The organism is Ruegeria sp. YTSC003, from assembly GCF_059609785.1.
Map to the genome: position 1 here is coordinate 1 of NZ_JBXWMK010000027.1, position 14,949 is coordinate 14,949.

Annotated in this window: 16 protein-coding genes and 1 tRNA gene; 5 read left to right on the top strand and 12 right to left on the bottom strand. The window is 53.4% G+C overall.

What is annotated here, in order from left to right; translation table 11 throughout:
• Positions 1-77 (top strand) — tRNA-Met (locus AC2FFH_RS22725).
• Here AC2FFH_RS22725 and AC2FFH_RS22730 read toward each other — a convergent pair.
• The 10 genes from AC2FFH_RS22730 to AC2FFH_RS22775 form a co-directional block, all read right to left on the bottom strand.
• Positions 34-1,686, bottom strand: a complete 1,653-nt coding sequence (locus tag AC2FFH_RS22730; RefSeq protein WP_496845389.1) for a recombinase family protein — start codon at positions 1,684-1,686, stop codon at positions 34-36. The genes AC2FFH_RS22725 and AC2FFH_RS22730 overlap by 44 nt on opposite strands.
• Positions 1,683-2,726, bottom strand: a complete 1,044-nt coding sequence (locus tag AC2FFH_RS22735) for a tyrosine-type recombinase/integrase (protein WP_496845384.1) — start codon at positions 2,724-2,726, stop codon at positions 1,683-1,685. The genes AC2FFH_RS22730 and AC2FFH_RS22735 overlap by 4 nt, the downstream gene beginning before the upstream one ends.
• Positions 2,723-2,920: a hypothetical protein gene (locus tag AC2FFH_RS22740; protein ID WP_496845385.1), complete on the bottom strand. Its 198-nt coding sequence runs from the start codon at positions 2,918-2,920 to the stop codon at positions 2,723-2,725. The genes AC2FFH_RS22735 and AC2FFH_RS22740 overlap by 4 nt, the downstream gene beginning before the upstream one ends.
• A gap of 58 nt (positions 2,921-2,978) precedes the next feature.
• Positions 2,979-4,238: a hypothetical protein gene (locus tag AC2FFH_RS22745; RefSeq protein ID WP_496770835.1), complete on the bottom strand. Its 1,260-nt coding sequence runs from the start codon at positions 4,236-4,238 to the stop codon at positions 2,979-2,981.
• A gap of 166 nt (positions 4,239-4,404) precedes the next feature.
• The gene (locus AC2FFH_RS22750) at positions 4,405-4,593 is read right to left on the bottom strand and encodes a helix-turn-helix domain-containing protein (RefSeq protein WP_496845386.1); all 189 of its coding nucleotides are present in this window, start codon (positions 4,591-4,593) and stop codon (positions 4,405-4,407) included.
• A 295-nt stretch (positions 4,594-4,888) separates the two neighbouring features.
• Positions 4,889-5,623: a hypothetical protein gene (locus AC2FFH_RS22755; RefSeq protein WP_496770839.1), complete on the bottom strand. Its 735-nt coding sequence runs from the start codon at positions 5,621-5,623 to the stop codon at positions 4,889-4,891.
• A gap of 591 nt (positions 5,624-6,214) precedes the next feature.
• The gene (locus AC2FFH_RS22760) at positions 6,215-6,949 is read right to left on the bottom strand and encodes a hypothetical protein (RefSeq protein WP_496770841.1); all 735 of its coding nucleotides are present in this window, start codon (positions 6,947-6,949) and stop codon (positions 6,215-6,217) included.
• 300 nt (positions 6,950-7,249) lie between these two features.
• A complete protein-coding gene (locus tag AC2FFH_RS22765) occupies positions 7,250-7,807 on the bottom strand; it encodes a TadE/TadG family type IV pilus assembly protein (protein ID WP_496723926.1) in 558 nt (185 codons plus the stop codon).
• 1 nt (position 7,808) lies between these two features.
• The gene (locus AC2FFH_RS22770; protein ID WP_496781650.1) at positions 7,809-8,342 is read right to left on the bottom strand and encodes a TadE/TadG family type IV pilus assembly protein; all 534 of its coding nucleotides are present in this window, start codon (positions 8,340-8,342) and stop codon (positions 7,809-7,811) included.
• The gene (locus tag AC2FFH_RS22775; RefSeq protein WP_496845387.1) at positions 8,339-9,997 is read right to left on the bottom strand and encodes a TadE/TadG family type IV pilus assembly protein; all 1,659 of its coding nucleotides are present in this window, start codon (positions 9,995-9,997) and stop codon (positions 8,339-8,341) included. Before AC2FFH_RS22775 ends, AC2FFH_RS22770 begins: the two co-directional genes overlap by 4 nt.
• A gap of 367 nt (positions 9,998-10,364) precedes the next feature.
• Between AC2FFH_RS22775 and AC2FFH_RS22780 the strand changes: the two genes are divergently transcribed.
• The 4 genes from AC2FFH_RS22780 to AC2FFH_RS22795 all read left to right on the top strand — a co-directional run bounded on the left by AC2FFH_RS22780 (position 10,365) and on the right by AC2FFH_RS22795 (position 13,756).
• A complete protein-coding gene (locus AC2FFH_RS22780; RefSeq protein ID WP_496845388.1) occupies positions 10,365-10,634 on the top strand; it encodes a hypothetical protein in 270 nt (89 codons plus the stop codon).
• Positions 10,635-11,052: 418 nt separating this feature from the next.
• The gene (locus AC2FFH_RS22785; protein WP_496770849.1) at positions 11,053-11,277 is read left to right on the top strand and encodes a hypothetical protein; all 225 of its coding nucleotides are present in this window, start codon (positions 11,053-11,055) and stop codon (positions 11,275-11,277) included.
• The gene (locus tag AC2FFH_RS22790; RefSeq protein WP_496770852.1) at positions 11,261-12,409 is read left to right on the top strand and encodes a hypothetical protein; all 1,149 of its coding nucleotides are present in this window, start codon (positions 11,261-11,263) and stop codon (positions 12,407-12,409) included. Before AC2FFH_RS22785 ends, AC2FFH_RS22790 begins: the two co-directional genes overlap by 17 nt.
• 450 nt (positions 12,410-12,859) lie before the next feature.
• Complete coding sequence (locus tag AC2FFH_RS22795) at positions 12,860-13,756, top strand: LysR family transcriptional regulator (protein WP_496727536.1); 897 nt, start codon at positions 12,860-12,862, stop codon at positions 13,754-13,756.
• 17 nt (positions 13,757-13,773) lie between these two features.
• Here the strand turns inward: AC2FFH_RS22795 and AC2FFH_RS22800 are convergent, their stop codons facing one another.
• Both AC2FFH_RS22800 and AC2FFH_RS22805 read right to left on the bottom strand, forming a co-directional pair.
• Positions 13,774-14,010 carry a DUF2798 domain-containing protein gene (locus AC2FFH_RS22800; protein WP_496770854.1) on the bottom strand — a complete coding sequence of 79 codons (237 nt, stop codon included), beginning with the start codon at positions 14,008-14,010 and terminating at the stop codon, positions 13,774-13,776.
• A 114-nt stretch (positions 14,011-14,124) separates the two neighbouring features.
• Entirely contained in the window at positions 14,125-14,733 is a 609-nt protein-coding gene (locus tag AC2FFH_RS22805; protein ID WP_496727534.1) for a short chain dehydrogenase, read from the bottom strand.
• Positions 14,734-14,949: the final 216 nt, after the last annotated feature.

The window sequence follows — 14,949 nt, forward strand, 5'->3', positions numbered from 1 at the left end:
CGCGGGATGGAGCAGCCCGGTAGCTCGTCAGGCTCATAACCTGAAGGTCGTAGGTTCAAATCCTACTCCCGCAACCACTTGGGTCGAACAAAGTACCGAACAAGCCGCCGCAAGGCGGCTTTGTTCATCCTGGGCTAGGCTAATCATCGCTGCCAGTGCACCTTCCAACTCGATCTGCACGCCATCCCGTTCATGTTGGATCGTAACACGTTCGATCAAGCCCCGAATGATCTCCAATGCCCCTGTGCGGATTGCCGGGTCGGATAGTGCCTGTGTCAAATCGGCGACCTTGGAGCGATAGAGTTCGGTCAGGTTCGGGTGCAGTCGCACTGGTGACGGTGCAGGTTCGGAGAGCTTACCATCAAGATCGGCGATCTGCGCTTCGAGTTCTTCGAGCTTGGCTTGAAGTCCGGGTGTACGAAAGCCCTCTGCGATTGCATCATAAAACCCATTCAGTTTGCGCGCAGCTTTGTCCCTTTCGGATTGCAAACGGGCCCGAGCTGCCTCCAACGCGCCCGTTTCCGCGTTGGCGGCTTCGCTGAAAGATTTGACGAATGTGGCCACAGCATCGGGCTGCATCAGGCGCTGACGCAGCAAACCCAGAACCGCGTCTTCCAGAACGTTACGGCGAATGGATTGCTTATGGGAGCATGTGCCGAGCTTGCGGGCGGCAGAGCAGGCGAGGTAGTCGCGTCCGACTGTGGCAAGCGGCCCTCCGCAGGTGCCACAGAATGCAAGACCTGTCAGCAAGTGTTTCTTGCGCCGCTTCTCCCAGAACCGTGTCTTCTTGATGGCTTTGACGCGGGGGTCGGCCTCGATCTCGCCTTGCCGTTGCTTCACCGCCTCCCAAAGATTGTCACCGACAATACGCATCTCGGGGACTTCTGTGATGATCCATTTGGAGGGATCGTTGAGACGGGACACACGCCTACCGGTCTCCGGGTCCTTGATGTAGCGCAACCGGTTCCAGACTAGGCGACCGATATAAAGCTCATTGTTGAGAAGGCCCGTTCCGCGTGTGCGGTGTCCCCGGATGGCCGTGTCACGCCATAGTTTGCCTCGGGCACCGGAAATATCCTCGGTATTCAGGCGGCGCGCAATGGCCTTCGGGGAATGCCCGTCGGAAAACTCCCGAAACACCCGCCGAATTACCTCAGCTTCCGCCGCGTTGATCCGTCGTTCTCCCCTGACGGGTAGGCCGTCCAGGCCGAGACGCCGGACGACGTCATAGCCGTAGCTATTGCCGCCACCGGAGCGTCCAAGTTCGACCCGCCCACGCAGTCCCCGCCGGGTTTTGTCGGCCAGGTCTTTGAGGAACCGTTGGTTCATGGTGCCCTTGAGGCCCACATGCAACTCACTGATCTCGCCTTCGGCCAGTGTAACGATGCCGACTCCTGCGAAGCTCAGGCGTTTGAAGATCGCTGCGATATCAGCCTGATCACGGCTCAACCGGTCCAGCGCCTCCGCCAAAACTAGGTCAACTCGTCCTTCCTGAGTTGCATTGATCAGCTCTGGCAGGCCGGGGCGCAACATCGAGGCACCGGAGACCGCACGATCTGAATAGGCGTCGACAATGGTCCAGCCTTCACGCTCTGCACGTTCTCGACACAGCCGCAACTGATCCTCGATTGATGCGTCCCGCTGCATTTGGCTTGAGAAACGGGCATAGATTGCAACTAGGGTCATCGCCGGGCCTTTCTCTTTTGGTTGATCAGGGCCGCATAGTCGCGGCCCGCTTCAATGGTCTGGGCGTGAAAATAGTGGCGCTCGGCTGTTCCGAAGCTCGTATGCGCAAGAATTGGTCGAATTAGCTTGGCGTGTTCCGGAGAAGATCGGGCCAGTGTTGTCGCGGCAGCATCCCGAAAGAAATGCGGCGGGATACGGCGACCCGTTAGCTTCAGCGTCTGCTCAGCGATCCGGGGGCTCAGCGCATCATTCTTCAAAGGAGTACCAGACCGGCCAACCCACAGGACATCGTGTTGCTGTTGGCCACGCTCCATAAAAAAGGGACGGGCTTCGTCGACATAACGGCGTAAGAGCGGCTCAACGCTCTGCGGAACATCAGCTTCCCAGGGATGCCCTGATTTGGTCAGATCCCCTGTGAGCGCAACAATCATGGCGTCCGGTGTGACTTGCAGGGATGGGCCAATCTGAAGCCCGGCGAAGGCACGTCGCCGCATGGGCATCAGGGCTAGCATGGCAATCATTGTTCCATCCCGCAGGCAGATCATTCTGCGTAACGATGTTCGGGCGACTTCTGCATGTTCCGTTGCCAGTGAGATACCTGCCCGAAGCAATACATCGCTGGACAGTACCCGGCCTAGTTTCCGATCCCGATCACCGTTGCCTGCGGTACGCTTCAATCCTGTTTTTAGCCTGCGCTGACCGGTCCAATCGTGCACAGGATCAGCCGCAGAGAGGACACGCAATACGCCATCTATGAACATCAACCGGGTCATCGGTCGGGTGTGTGAGAGGTCTTGAAGCCAAGCGGAAAGGCGCGGCAGGGTCGCGCGTCGCGCCGAAGGCAGCGTGATCGCATCCGCATCGCTAGTAATCAGCCATTGCAGCCATCGGGCATAGCGAAGTTCCAGCGTCTTCAATGAGGTTGCGCGCAGATGAGCGAGGGCGCCGCAATCGTCGAGTGGTCCGGCCGCCTTCTGAAGCTTGTCCCACATATCCCAGTCGGACGCGGGCCAATTGGCGAGAGGCAGAACCAGGCTCATCTGCGGCGCCCTTTCTTGGCGTCGATCAGGTCGGCAAAGGCGCGCGTTGCCGAACGTGCTTCAAGACCGGAATACATGTTGATCGTGTGGCTGACTTCCGAATGTCCGAGCAACCGGCGGGCAACCTCATAGCCCCCAGGATTGGCGTCGAGCCAGTTCATCACCGCAAAGTGGCGAAACAGGTGGGCGTTCATCTCCAACCCCGTTTCCTTCAATATCCGTTTAGAGATGCGTGCCGACAGAACGCTGGGGTCAACGGAATGTTAACCAACTCTCCGGGGAAACAGCCAGGTTCTTCACGCGAACTGGGCAGACCAGCAAGATGGCGATGGCGAGCGCATCTTCGCGTGCCAGAGCCCAGCCATACGGTTTGGACGTGCCGCGCGGTCGGGCGAAAATCCGTTCAGGCAGGAGCAGCAGGCGCTGCTGGTGCCGGTCCTCCTGCAACACCCTCAGCCGGCTTCGGTTTTTTTGGGTCATGCCATTCTGAGGTTTGACGGCCAGGCGCGCGGCAAGCCCCGACAGCGCGTCCCGGGTGTCATCGGGTGCATTGAGTATCCGGGCTAGGTTGCGGAGCAGCGCGGCGATCTCGCTGATCATCTTTGTGGTCAGGTTGTTGGTGCGCGATAACATCTGGCGCAAACCTCGTTCCGCCGTCACCGGATTGATCAGAACGTCCAATCCGCCAATGTGGCAAATTGGGATGCCAGAATGACCCAGTTCGGAGGCAAACCGAACCAACTGTCTTTGGTATTGGGCCAGGGTCGCGGATCGGAGTGCTCTGTTCTGACCGTCATCTGCCAGCGGGTCCGGTTTGGACAGACGATGCATCAGCTCTGCAAGAGCTGTTTGGAATGGCGTTGGAAACGCGGTCACCGAAAAAGCGATGACCTTCTGACGAGATTCCAGGGGCAAAGTGACCCTGGGCCATTGTGAAATACGTCGGGCCGCCAGGTTCCAGCCGTTGACTGCAGCCCGATATGCAACATCAGGAGATTTGCTGATCTCGTTTTGCTCAAGGGCTACTCGATAGGCTTGAGCATGCTTTTTGCGCACAGTGGCGGGTTTGACGCCTTGCCGGTTCAGATAATGCACGAAGCGGCAGAGTGCGGGTTGCAATGTCTTGTCTCCGGACGCCAATACAATCACCCAGAGCGCGTGCCAATCGGGAGACAGATCTTCAATCCGGTTGTATCGCCGTTCCACCAGCCCGAAATGCGCGAGCGCAGCCCGTGCATCGCTGACCGCGTTTTGCCAACTCTTTGGCGTGAGACCCAGCGCAGCCGGTGAGACCTGGGTCAAACGGGGCTGCAACCATCGGCTATCGCAGGGAACGTCCTCGGGCGGCAGCGCAAGGGCCTTCGCCACGCGGCGCAGGCCGGAGATCAAGTCGCGGCGGCGCGCGTCAGACAGAGAGGTGTCGGAGTACAGCTGTTCGATAAGGTCGGCAAACATCGGTGTGTCGGCTTTTACGAAGGCCAATCTCAATGGAACGGGGCTCTGCTTAGTCATCGGGTTTGCGTTCCTCTGGACATGTCTGGTCTCGGGCGGACTGGTGTGGACAGGAGGTCCGATTCGGGAAAAGCGTAGCACAGAAAGTTAGAAACTTATGGGGATACCCTCTTCCCGAAACGTGTTTAACAAATTGATATTAATAGACATTAACGGTCACGAGTGCCTACCAGCAATGTGCCTGCCGGTAGGCGGCATGAGCTGCCGGATCAATGCGGATGAGGCGTCCGCCGGGGCCAACCCAGATAACCTCGAGCAGGCCTGCTGCAATCGCACGGCGCACCGTCTTCTCCGAGCAATTGTCCAGTTCAGCGATGTCCTTCACCGTCAGCAGCTGGCGGGTTTGTTTTTTCATTGCATTGATCCGTGGCATCGTGATGCGCCTCCTTTTTGGCAGAGGCGTTCCGGCCCAGTTCCCGTACTGCCTGGGCAGCCAGCAATCGGACCAACTGGTCAATCGCTGTCTCAACCTGCTGGTGCGCTTGGTCGTCAGAAGGGGGTATGGCAGGAACGCGTGTCATGCCATGACCATGACAACGCAGGCTTGCTCATTCTAAGTGTATTGATTGCCCGATTCAGGCGGTGCCCAACGCTCTTTCTCTTCTCGCTCAAGCTTGCCGCGAAAATCGTCAATATCCACTCGGATCGTCTCACCGCTCAGGTTTTGTCCCGGATCGGTGATGAACCTCACGACAGACTGAATGAAGTCGACGAGCGGACCTTGCCGTTGTCCGCCGGGGCGACCGTCTGAGTATGTCGTATAGGTCAAAGGGCGACCGGCATCTTTCCAGATATAGCAGCAGCTCTCGACTGTACTGAAGGCGTTTGTCGCGCGAGAACCGCTTGTCGCGTGGCGACATCTCTGCAACCGCGCCGGGGGTCACAAGGATGTGCCGAATGTCATCTATCACGTCCTGAGTAAGTGTCGTTGCGGTCTCAATATTGTCGAGCACTTGGGGAAGAAGGTCTGCGTCTTCTGGCGTCGACGCGAAATAAGTCGAAAGCGAGCCCAATGAGTTCCGGAGTTCTTGGGGACTAATGGAACTCTGTTTGGCTTTCCGCAAAAGTTGCTTGAGGTGCTTTTGACCTCGTTCAATTGCTTGCGAGCGACGGACCTCGGTCAGGTTGATTGCGATGTCTTCATCGTTGTTGAGGCAATTCCCAAGAATCACAGAGAGTTCGCCAACGAGATTAGTTGGCAGGTCAAACCGTTCAGCCAAGCTCTCGATCATGTCCTCAGAAAGAGCGCCGCGTTCGCCATAACTGCCGAGCTTCCATGGCATCGAGCATTTGATCCCATCCATGTGCGGGTAGACCGAATAGTCACCTTCAATATCTACGACGTCGTGATTGTCCTTCGGACCGCTCTCCGCGTTAGCGCTCATGTTATTCTCCGTTTGGTTCACTCAATAGTCTGGTCGCACGTCCAAAAGCTGATGTGCATCAAGGCAGTATTGTTTGCTGAGGAAGCGCGCTGGTTGACACAAGGCGACCCCTTCAAAGGTTGCACATAAATAAAAGAACAGGAAGGGAACAATTTGGTTAGGTTCTGTGTCGAGCCGCTGACCCGAACCGTCTGCGCTATTGGTGGGCTGTTGCGCTTCGGGTCAGCTAAGGTTTGTACAACTTGCGGCCGCGCGAAACACAAAGATCCCACAAAAAAACGGATCAATACACTTAGTTAGCAAGAGCGCAAAATCGGACGTTCTGGGCCGGGATGGGTCTTCCTCGTCTCCGTTGCGCCCGGTTTATTCTTGCTGCTTTCCCTGGCAAACGATCAAAAAAAGCGGTGACCACGGTGTGTTCACGACCGGCCTCCAAGGTGAACTAAGGTTCGGGGACCACACCATGCCAGTGTCGCTCGCACATGGCTGTGTTGCGGACAAAGCTGCCGTTTGAATTAGTTCTGGGAATTTCGGCTTGTGCCGCACAGTTTGGAGCAGTCGCATACTCCAAAGACGCAATTAGGACACGACTTATTTGGTCAACCGCCCAGCTGCGAACACGTCCGGGTCTATCGCCATGAGATGCACGTCATTAGTTGGTGCCATCTCCAATTTTCTGCACAAACCTTCAGAAGGCGCGTTTCCTTCACGGATCCCTGTGAAAAAAGTCCCAAGACCATGGAGATCACGCATAGCAAGCATTGAATTTGCGCCCATGATCAGGGCAATCCCCTCGCCCCGCCGCGATTCATCTGTCGCTAGCATACCCCACCAAGCCTGATCGGCATTCCGGTGATCAGGATGAAACTGCGCAACGGCTGCTGTTGCCGCGACGACTTCCCCCTTGCGGTCACGTGCCAACAAACACACGCTCGGGCGTCTCAGCCCGCGGATGAACGCGCCCATCGGAAGCAGGACTCCGCATGCCTGTGTGAGCGTATCCAATTTGGCCAAGTCATCACCTGGTGTTTGCGCATCTACACGCACGAGTTCGAGATCATCGGGTAACTTGCGCGACGCCAAAACCATGGCCGCGGCTTCAAGCGATGCTGCGCTCCCTTGCCAGTCAACGAACTGATCCGTTTTCAGACCGTGCTGTTCAAGCCCTTCACGCCTACGATCGGCAGCTTCGACAGGAGTTCTTTCGGCCATGCAAACGCCCTGTAGTCGAGTCATCGCAATTTGCTTCACCAAATCGATGTCGTTCTCCGCGCTAAGGCCCACCGCGCGGCCATGGCAGGAATAAGTCGGGTCATTCTTGACCAATGTCCAAATACGGTCCGCCCTGCGTTGCAGGTCCTGCTGTTCTGGCTGGCCAAAAAATTCATTCGAAAAATCTGTCATAACTTATTCGTAGCATCAGCAAGCTTGATGGGAAGAAAAATCTAGCAACGCGCTTTGGCGACCAAATAACAGCGGACAATCGTGTGCAGTGCAGCATTCAGCAGTTTGGGCTCTTTAGTTGATTCCGCTGCGCCTTGATCGAACCGCCGCTGTTGATCTGGGGGAGTAACGCTTGGGCCTTGGTGGCACCTACGGGGACCCTTCGTTGCCGAGCTCAGGCACTTAGACGTTCGCTTTAATATTGTTTGCGAAGCGCGGTCGGGTGAAAATGAAGTTTTTCAGTTCGATATTGTCTAAGCCTACTCTAAAGATCGGGACAAGCGTGTTGGAGGTTTCAACCAGAATAAGCGTATTCTGATCCGACATCGGGGGAAGAAGATCTTTATATAGACCGATATTGTCGTCCGTTAACTTTTCAACATACTCGCCGCGAATTGCAGACCAGTTCACCGAATGATTGTCGTTGGCTGCATCGTAAAGAACTAACGAAATTCGAATTTTCAAATCCGTATCATTTGCCACCATTAATTTGAACATTTCCACCATCGAGTCAATGTATTCGCTATTGATCTCCCGAGTTTCTCGAGAAACTAGGTCACCGATCGTATGTGCTGCTTTGGTGTTCGAGGCATTCTGCCTATAAGCGTCAAAAAATGTATAACCCGCCATGATCGCCCAAAAGAGGATTGGGATGACAAGAACGGCTTCGACGGAAATCGAGCCGTTTTCCCGGCCGAGGAATCGTTTTGAACAGTGTATCGAAAGTCGGTTAATCCTCATACTATTTAGGCTCCTGTACGAAAACGGTTGTAGCGGTCAAAGCGTATTGACCTTCTTCGTTAACTATTGCCTTGCCCATAGCGGATGTCGGGAACCTGGGATTGATCTTGGCGCAGGCCCGAAGAACCATCAACTCGTTCTCAAGGCCGTTTTGAAAAGTCCGCACAGGGCGCACCTCGTCGGACAAGTCAGTGCAGTCAGGGATGGTCGGTACTGTTATGGACGCAAATGGATCTTGACGGATCATTTCTAGACGCAAGCTGTTTTCACAATTGCTGATAAAACCGGCTCGGTTGCAGATAATCGCCTTAATATCGTCATGCTGTGGGTTAATGCCGGTGTTTAGCCTAATGTCGCGAACGGTCATGTCGACAGCCCGCTCCAGTTGCGCATGTTTCAGTGTTACTAAGCCAAGCTCCAATCCCGAAAGAACCAGGAAAAACACGGCAGGGAATATGATAACAAACTCGACAGTCACATTGCCGTCTTCCTTGCGGCGAAGCTCAGTTAGAGCGGAGAACATCCGGCGCATCATTGTGTCAACCTCAACATACGAACCGAGGACGCGATTGAAGTAAAGGCATCTGTAAGGTCAGGCGCCGATGCATCATAGTAATGACTGGCAGAGCTTGCGCAGCCTTGCAGCACCTTTTGACCGTTCGCAGGGGCATTGACGCTGACACTAAAGACAATCACGCCTTCATCTTTGGCTGCCTTGCATACGTGCTTGGTGCGCGCATCCTTGGCTACTGCATTTTTCTTGCTGAACGCGCTGCTTTCCCACTGCCCATAGGCACTTGGCGACTGGGTGAAAATATTGTTTTCGATGTATTCCAAGGACACAAGGTTCAGCAGCTCAACGTAGGACAACTGTACCGACTTGCCGGGCTCGTCTTCTTTAACGCATGAAGTTTTGCTGCCATTGGTTGTGCAACGTGAGTCCCCGTTGCCGTAAGGGTGATCCTGCCAGCTGTTATCATGAGGCCACCAATACATAGGGGTGCCATTTGATTGGAAGACTGAGAAACGATCGGCTTCCTCATTGTACCACAAATCCGACAAGGTAGTACGCATCGAGGGGTTGAGCATGTGCTGATCGGTATTGTCCCCGTCGGACACCAGGATCAGAACTTTTAGAACGTTACTATTGTAATCCATTGGGCGGTATTTGAATGCTTCCGGGACGATACCATCACCATCTGCGGATACAGGAGTGGCCAGACCATTGATGACTGGGCGTGTGCTCGGATCCAGTAAAATAAGGCCCCAATTTGCACCGTTGTCCAGGCCAGAATCTTCGTCTGCCACTGGGTTGCTTAGCTTGGTCAAGCCATCGACATAGTCATGAAGCACTGTTTCATTGTTTTGGAATGGCAGGATCGCTGATCCAGGGCGGATTGGGCAAACGGGATTTTGAATCGGCTCTTTTGTCTCGGTGTAAGGGTCGAAATGAGCCGTTTGCTCCAGCACTCTGGTCAGAGAAAGATCAGGCTTGCTAAATTCATTGTCGATAAAGTTGACGCAATGCGAGTGGCCATGAAAACGGTCGACATTGTAGTATTTCAGCAAATCTGCGCCAGCGTTAACCTGGCTGGAATACGGAATCAGGGAAAACGAAACTTCGTTGCTCCAATGCCCGTTTTTCTTTCCTATCTTTGTAATGATGTTTTTCGTTGCATTTTTTAATTGAAACAAGTCGATCGAGGTCGAAACGTCCAATACGATTGAGATTTCGGCAGCACCGACGCTTTCCTCGGCAGTGCTCGCTGCGGGTGCGATCAATGTATCAACACCAGAGAGGTGCATGAATTGGGTCTGTATCTCAGATTGGGCTGTCGCCGACACCTCTCGATAACCAGTGTCGTTGACTACATTGATATTGGTCAGATTTTCCAGAAGGCCCGCCTTTTCTAGGTACGAACGAACGACAGATCCTGGATCCGCCTTTTGATCAAGATCCGCCGCAGCCAAAACAGACCGATCCAGCGTGTACTGCAAATTTGCACGTTCGCTCTCGTGGCGCATGAAATCGATACCAATTCCCACAAAGGCGACAATAGCCACAAACATAAATAGGGCGAATATAGTAAGCGCGCCATCCTCGTCGCGGGCAAGACGTCGAGCACCTTTCCACACACCGAATGCAGGAGAAACGCTAGAGCTTGTTGATTTTACAAAATTCGTAGGCATTTATAACCTCCTTTAGCGGCGGAAAGCTGCCATAAGTTCATTTCTATTAGGGGAAAGCTCGCAATTGCAGGTATTGCAATTACGGAAACATTTACTAGGGCATTGACTCAGAATCCCTCTAAGCCTTTGGAATTAGGTTTATTTTTTAACTGAGAGCATCTCTATAAACTCTGTGATTTGAATATGTCAAAAATGCGGCGGCCTACTGGCCATTTGGAGGGATTATCTTTTATGGAAAAAAACGATTCATTAATGTCTGGTTAATATAGAGGCTTCAAAAATGGGGCTGCCTTCTTGAAAACGGCCATTCATCCCATCTGGCAGAGCACTCTGCAGCGCTGCGGTCAGCACCAAGGGCAACGCGCAGATGGTAGACTATGCAAACAAACATAGAAACACGCCTGCCTCCAAGCTGGTGATGGCATCCAGCAAGGCGCAAGAACAAGGGCCTCAGGACGCGATGATGGCCGCGATTCGAGCCGCATTTGTGGCCAACCCCATGAAAAAGCCGACCTTCGCTGCGCTATGTCGAATGAGCAGGTCGGGCTCGCAGCGGACGTTCAGTAATTTCAGCCCGATTTCTGCCTTGCGGACATTTCTGCCGTTTGCTGCGGCGCAGAGCCCCGGAACCAATTGAATGATTGCTCAGCAGGTGGAGTGGACGAACAGAACTATCTTTCGCTGTCTCGTCTGATAGCGCGGACCCTCATTGTCTATCTCAGGGCAAAAGCCTTCATCTACCACGGGATCGATATATAGCTTTCGGCAGACGCTCTATTTAGGAAAAAGGCCATTAGAAGAAAATACAACAATATTGGGGCAGCAAATATAGCCCTTCTTATCGTAGGTTTTAGGGAGCTATTCTTTTCCGGGCCAAATGTTTCGGCCTCGGCGTCGTTCAAAGGCGGGAATAGCTCCCTTTTGCTTTGCTTAACCATAGTCAACTCGTAAAAATAAACTATTTGCTATTTTCCAGACCTCACATTAACCGAGTGTTAACGCACCTATTATTTCCAATTTAACGGTTTTTTTTGATCGCTGCTGGAAACAGAAAATTGAAAACTACTGCTATTGTTAACAGTTTTATTTTCCCAAGTGATTCTTTTGGAAATAAAGGCCAAGTTGTTAATATTCCATTAAAGATAACAACTCCTGAAAGTCGAATAGCTGCCTCATTCTGGCCGTGTTTGAGCAACATTTTTAAGGATGGCATTCGTTCGCCACCGCTGACCAGTATTTCTCTAAACGAAAAGGATTTCTACCGTGTTGAACTTCCTTAAAGTGAGCGTCTCCGCAATCGTACTCTCTACATTTGTAGTCGCGCCAGTCGTGACCGTTCTCGCTTCCGATTACGCATACGCAAAAAATGGTAACGGAAAAGGTGGAGGTAACGGCGGCGGAAAAGGGGATAATGGAGGTGGCAACGGTGGCGGAAAGGGCGGCAACAACGGTGAAAAAGGTGCCAAAAGGGGATGGGGTTCCGACAAAACGCTGAACGGGGCAAATACGAAGTCTGCCAGCAAAAGTCGTAAGTCAAAGAGCGCCAGTCGTTTGGGTCGGGCTGTGAAGGAAGACTTTCAGGCCTTGGGCCGTAACCTGAAGCAAAACGGTGTCAAAGGTCTATTCAAAGGGAACAAGGCACGGACCACCACAACACGAACAAGTAAAGCGAGTGTCGCGCAATCCCCGAGACCACCAAGCAGAAAAGAAAAACTCCTTGATGATGGCACGCTTGCTCCGCGTAACCTCGGCAAACTGAATGGTGCCATTAACTCCAGTGTAAATGCAAAACTCGCGCATATCGCGAACGGACAGTATGCGAAAGGTACAGGGCCGGTGAGCCTGGCCGCTGGCCTTGCCGTAGCCGACGCAAATTTCAATCATGTCATGGGTGAAGATTACGACTTGAGCCCTGAAGAAGTGAAGGAAATTGCTGCGGCGTATGATTATTTGGACACGGCTCCAATGACGCTGGAGGAAGCTGAACAGGTTCTTGCCGATGAGGCGTCCACTCCCGGTACGATTGCGCCTGAAGATTTGGAAACCGCACAAGCGGTGAAAGATGCGCACGACGTAACAACAGATGAGGACGGAAATACGATAGCGCAACCGACGGACGATCAGTTGGCGGCTGCGGAGGCGGTGCATGACGCGGAGGCCAGTTTGTTGGGACATTACAAAGGCGATTTTTCTGAGGACAAAATCGTCGCGGAAGAACAGCAAGACCGCGTCCTCGGCGCGGTCCGTGCCTCCAATCCCGATGAAGAATCGGTAAAATCCACACTTGGCATTTCGGATGACGGAAGCGTTTATGCCGACGGCCAGGAGGACGATGATGTTGATGGAGAACCGGAGGAAGTAGATCAAACCCCGGGTGGAGAGGCGGAAGACGAATTTGCAAGTAACGGCTGAACGTAAAGTTAGAGGCCCGAAGGCAAAGATTTAGACGCTATTTCGACAGTACCGGTCTCCCGTTGGATTGAAACTGATCCACTAGTTGGATGGCACTATCACCTCTTTGGGGGTCACCAAAACAAACCTTACGCGGGACTAACATGTCTGCTTTGGGCTCATACCTCCGGTCGGGGCACGTCGCAGAGAATGGCGGCAGAGAACCCTAAGCCGCCGCTGACTACACTTTGGTCTTTTGCAAGTGCGGCAGGTTGCGAACCGCGCAAACCGGACATTCCCACGCGCTTCTCAGATGGCAGGGTAGCAGGACGAAGTTAGCTTTCGCTGCGGCTGCGCCAATGTCGGCATCGCGCAAGTTGCTCTCGGCTTAGATGCCAAGATTATTGGTGTTTTGCCGGTGGTCTCAGTAAGCAATTCTGATAGCCTAGTCTCAAAAATCGGGGCTTTCAGTTGCGCAGTCAGGACCTAAACCTTCTTGTCATTTTCGATGCTATTATGACCGAGGGGTCGATCACTCGGGCGGCCGAAAGATTGAACATCACTCAACCGGCAGTCTCGAATGCAGTTGGGCGGATGCGCGAGATCTGGAAGGATGATCTTTTCATCAAGGATGGAAGAAACATCGCGCCCACCCTGTTTGCCCAGAATCTCTGGGTGAAGGTAAAAGAACCATTGGAAGAGATTGACGAAGCCATCAATCCCAAAGGGTTCGATCCTTCCACGTCGCGCCGAACCTTTCGGATCGCGGCGACGGACCTGATGGTAGATTTGGTGTGGGCAGACCTTCGCCATCGCCTCGAACAAGACGCGCCGAATGTGTCCATCCAAACGGTGCCTTACACAATCTCAAACGGGGAAACGGTCCTCAATCGCGCATCCGTCGATATTCTCATTGGCGCAAACGACCTGATGCCTCCAATGAAAACAAGCGAATTATTGGTTGATCTTGAGTATGTCTGCGTGATGAATCCCGAACATGAACTTGCAACAGGTAATCTGACGCTGGAGCGCTTTGTTGCGGCGGATCATCTCTTGGTTTCTCTATCCGGTGATGTTCGCGGTTACACCGACATGGTGCTTGCCGAACATGGGCTGCAACGCCGTGTGGCAATGACAATAAATAATTTCGCAAGCGCCGCCAAAGTTCTGAGGGAAAGCACGCTTGTCTGTGTTTTGCCCTCTGTCACCGTGAGGCCTCTTATCGACTCCGGCACACTTTTGTCGCGCCCGCTTCCAATCCCGGTTCCGGGTCCTAAGCTAAGCTTGTTCTGGCACAAGCGCTCCGACCGGGAACCGGGCAATATTTGGCTTCGTGGACTTTTCAAGGAGTTGTTGCGGCCGGCATAGATTTGGCTAGTTTGGCCTCACTCGCAATCCACGATAAAAAGACCGACGATGCTTCGTACAGCGGGCGTAACAATCATGATGGCAGGCAAAGCAGCCAAAAAACCGACAATCCAGGCGCTCAGCCACGCCGAGATCAGGATTGGGACGATGCCGATGTTGATCGTCGTGACGACCAACGACATCAGGCCAGACATCAAAAGTGCCATGAAGAAGTAGAAAACGTACTGCGTGTATTGTTTTGGAATGACGTGCATGTTGTGTGGTCTCCTTGGAGGCGGCCGGCGGATTGGTTGTTATTTTTCCAGCGTCCAGTCGGCCAGGATGTTTCGGGTCCTCCGGTCTGAAGGACCCGATTGAAGGAACGCGGCTTAGGTGCGGCCTTGGACGGTGAAAGTTTGGCCGCTCCGGGCACCCTCAACACTTTTGCGAAACGCCTTGGCAGCGACCGCTGCAGGTACAGGCTCGGAACCCGCAAAGGCAGAACCGAAGAGGTCGACGGATTCTTCCAAAATGGTTGGACTGACTGCATTGACGCGAATGCCGCGCGGCAATTCCAACGCCGCCGATGCTGCAAATCCCTCTAGCGCACTGCACACGGTGGTGGCAGCGGACCCATAGCGGATCGGGTCCCTGCTGATGATGCCAGCGGTCAGGGTAAAGGACCCACCATCGTTGATGTGCTTGGCTCCTTCCATCACCAGATTGACCTGTCCCATCAGCTTGTTGTTCAGGCCAAGCTGCCACTGTTCTTGTGTGATGTCTGCCAGAGGGCCAAAATGCACGGCCCCTGTCGCCGACACCAGCGCATCGAAAGCGCCAACTTTCTGATACATGGCCTTAATCGACCCGAAATCGGTGATATCGACTTGGACATCACCTTCCGAGAAGCCAACTTCCACGACCTCGTGGTCGTTCTTCAGGTCTGATGTTATTGCGCTGCCAAGTGTTCCGGTGGCTCCCACAACGATGACTTTCATGATCTGTCTCCATTTTTATTGCTACAAACCGAACTGGTTTGGCTGAGACAGATATGCCGAAATCAAAACATAAATAAAAATAATGTATAAGCATGTGATATATTCTAAAAAATGATGTTTAAGCAGTGATGTTTTTCTTAAGCGGTTCTCTGATCGCGGTATTGTCAAGGGCGTTGGATTTGTTGTCCGCCGGGGTCTTGGTTCTCTCCGAAGTCA

Bases quoted from the DNA above. Each gene is read 5' to 3' on its own strand.
- AC2FFH_RS22805 (WP_496727534.1), bottom strand. From the start codon at position 14,733: ATGAAAGTCATCGTTGTGGGAGCCACCGGAACACTTGGCAGCGCAATA.
- AC2FFH_RS22765 (WP_496723926.1), bottom strand. From the start codon at position 7,807: ATGAGGATTAACCGACTTTCGATACACTGTTCAAAACGATTCCTCGGC.
- AC2FFH_RS22780 (WP_496845388.1), top strand. From the start codon at position 10,365: ATGGTAGACTATGCAAACAAACATAGAAACACGCCTGCCTCCAAGCTG.
- AC2FFH_RS22775 (WP_496845387.1), bottom strand. From the start codon at position 9,997: ATGCCTACGAATTTTGTAAAATCAACAAGCTCTAGCGTTTCTCCTGCA.
- AC2FFH_RS22740 (WP_496845385.1), bottom strand. From the start codon at position 2,920: ATGAACGCCCACCTGTTTCGCCACTTTGCGGTGATGAACTGGCTCGAC.
- AC2FFH_RS22755 (WP_496770839.1), bottom strand. From the start codon at position 5,623: ATGAGCGCTAACGCGGAGAGCGGTCCGAAGGACAATCACGACGTCGTA.
- AC2FFH_RS22730 (WP_496845389.1), bottom strand. From the start codon at position 1,686: ATGACCCTAGTTGCAATCTATGCCCGTTTCTCAAGCCAAATGCAGCGG.
- AC2FFH_RS22735 (WP_496845384.1), bottom strand. From the start codon at position 2,726: ATGAGCCTGGTTCTGCCTCTCGCCAATTGGCCCGCGTCCGACTGGGAT.
- AC2FFH_RS22745 (WP_496770835.1), bottom strand. From the start codon at position 4,238: ATGACTAAGCAGAGCCCCGTTCCATTGAGATTGGCCTTCGTAAAAGCC.
- AC2FFH_RS22800 (WP_496770854.1), bottom strand. From the start codon at position 14,010: ATGCACGTCATTCCAAAACAATACACGCAGTACGTTTTCTACTTCTTC.
- AC2FFH_RS22750 (WP_496845386.1), bottom strand. From the start codon at position 4,593: ATGAAAAAACAAACCCGCCAGCTGCTGACGGTGAAGGACATCGCTGAA.
- AC2FFH_RS22770 (WP_496781650.1), bottom strand. From the start codon at position 8,342: ATGATGCGCCGGATGTTCTCCGCTCTAACTGAGCTTCGCCGCAAGGAA.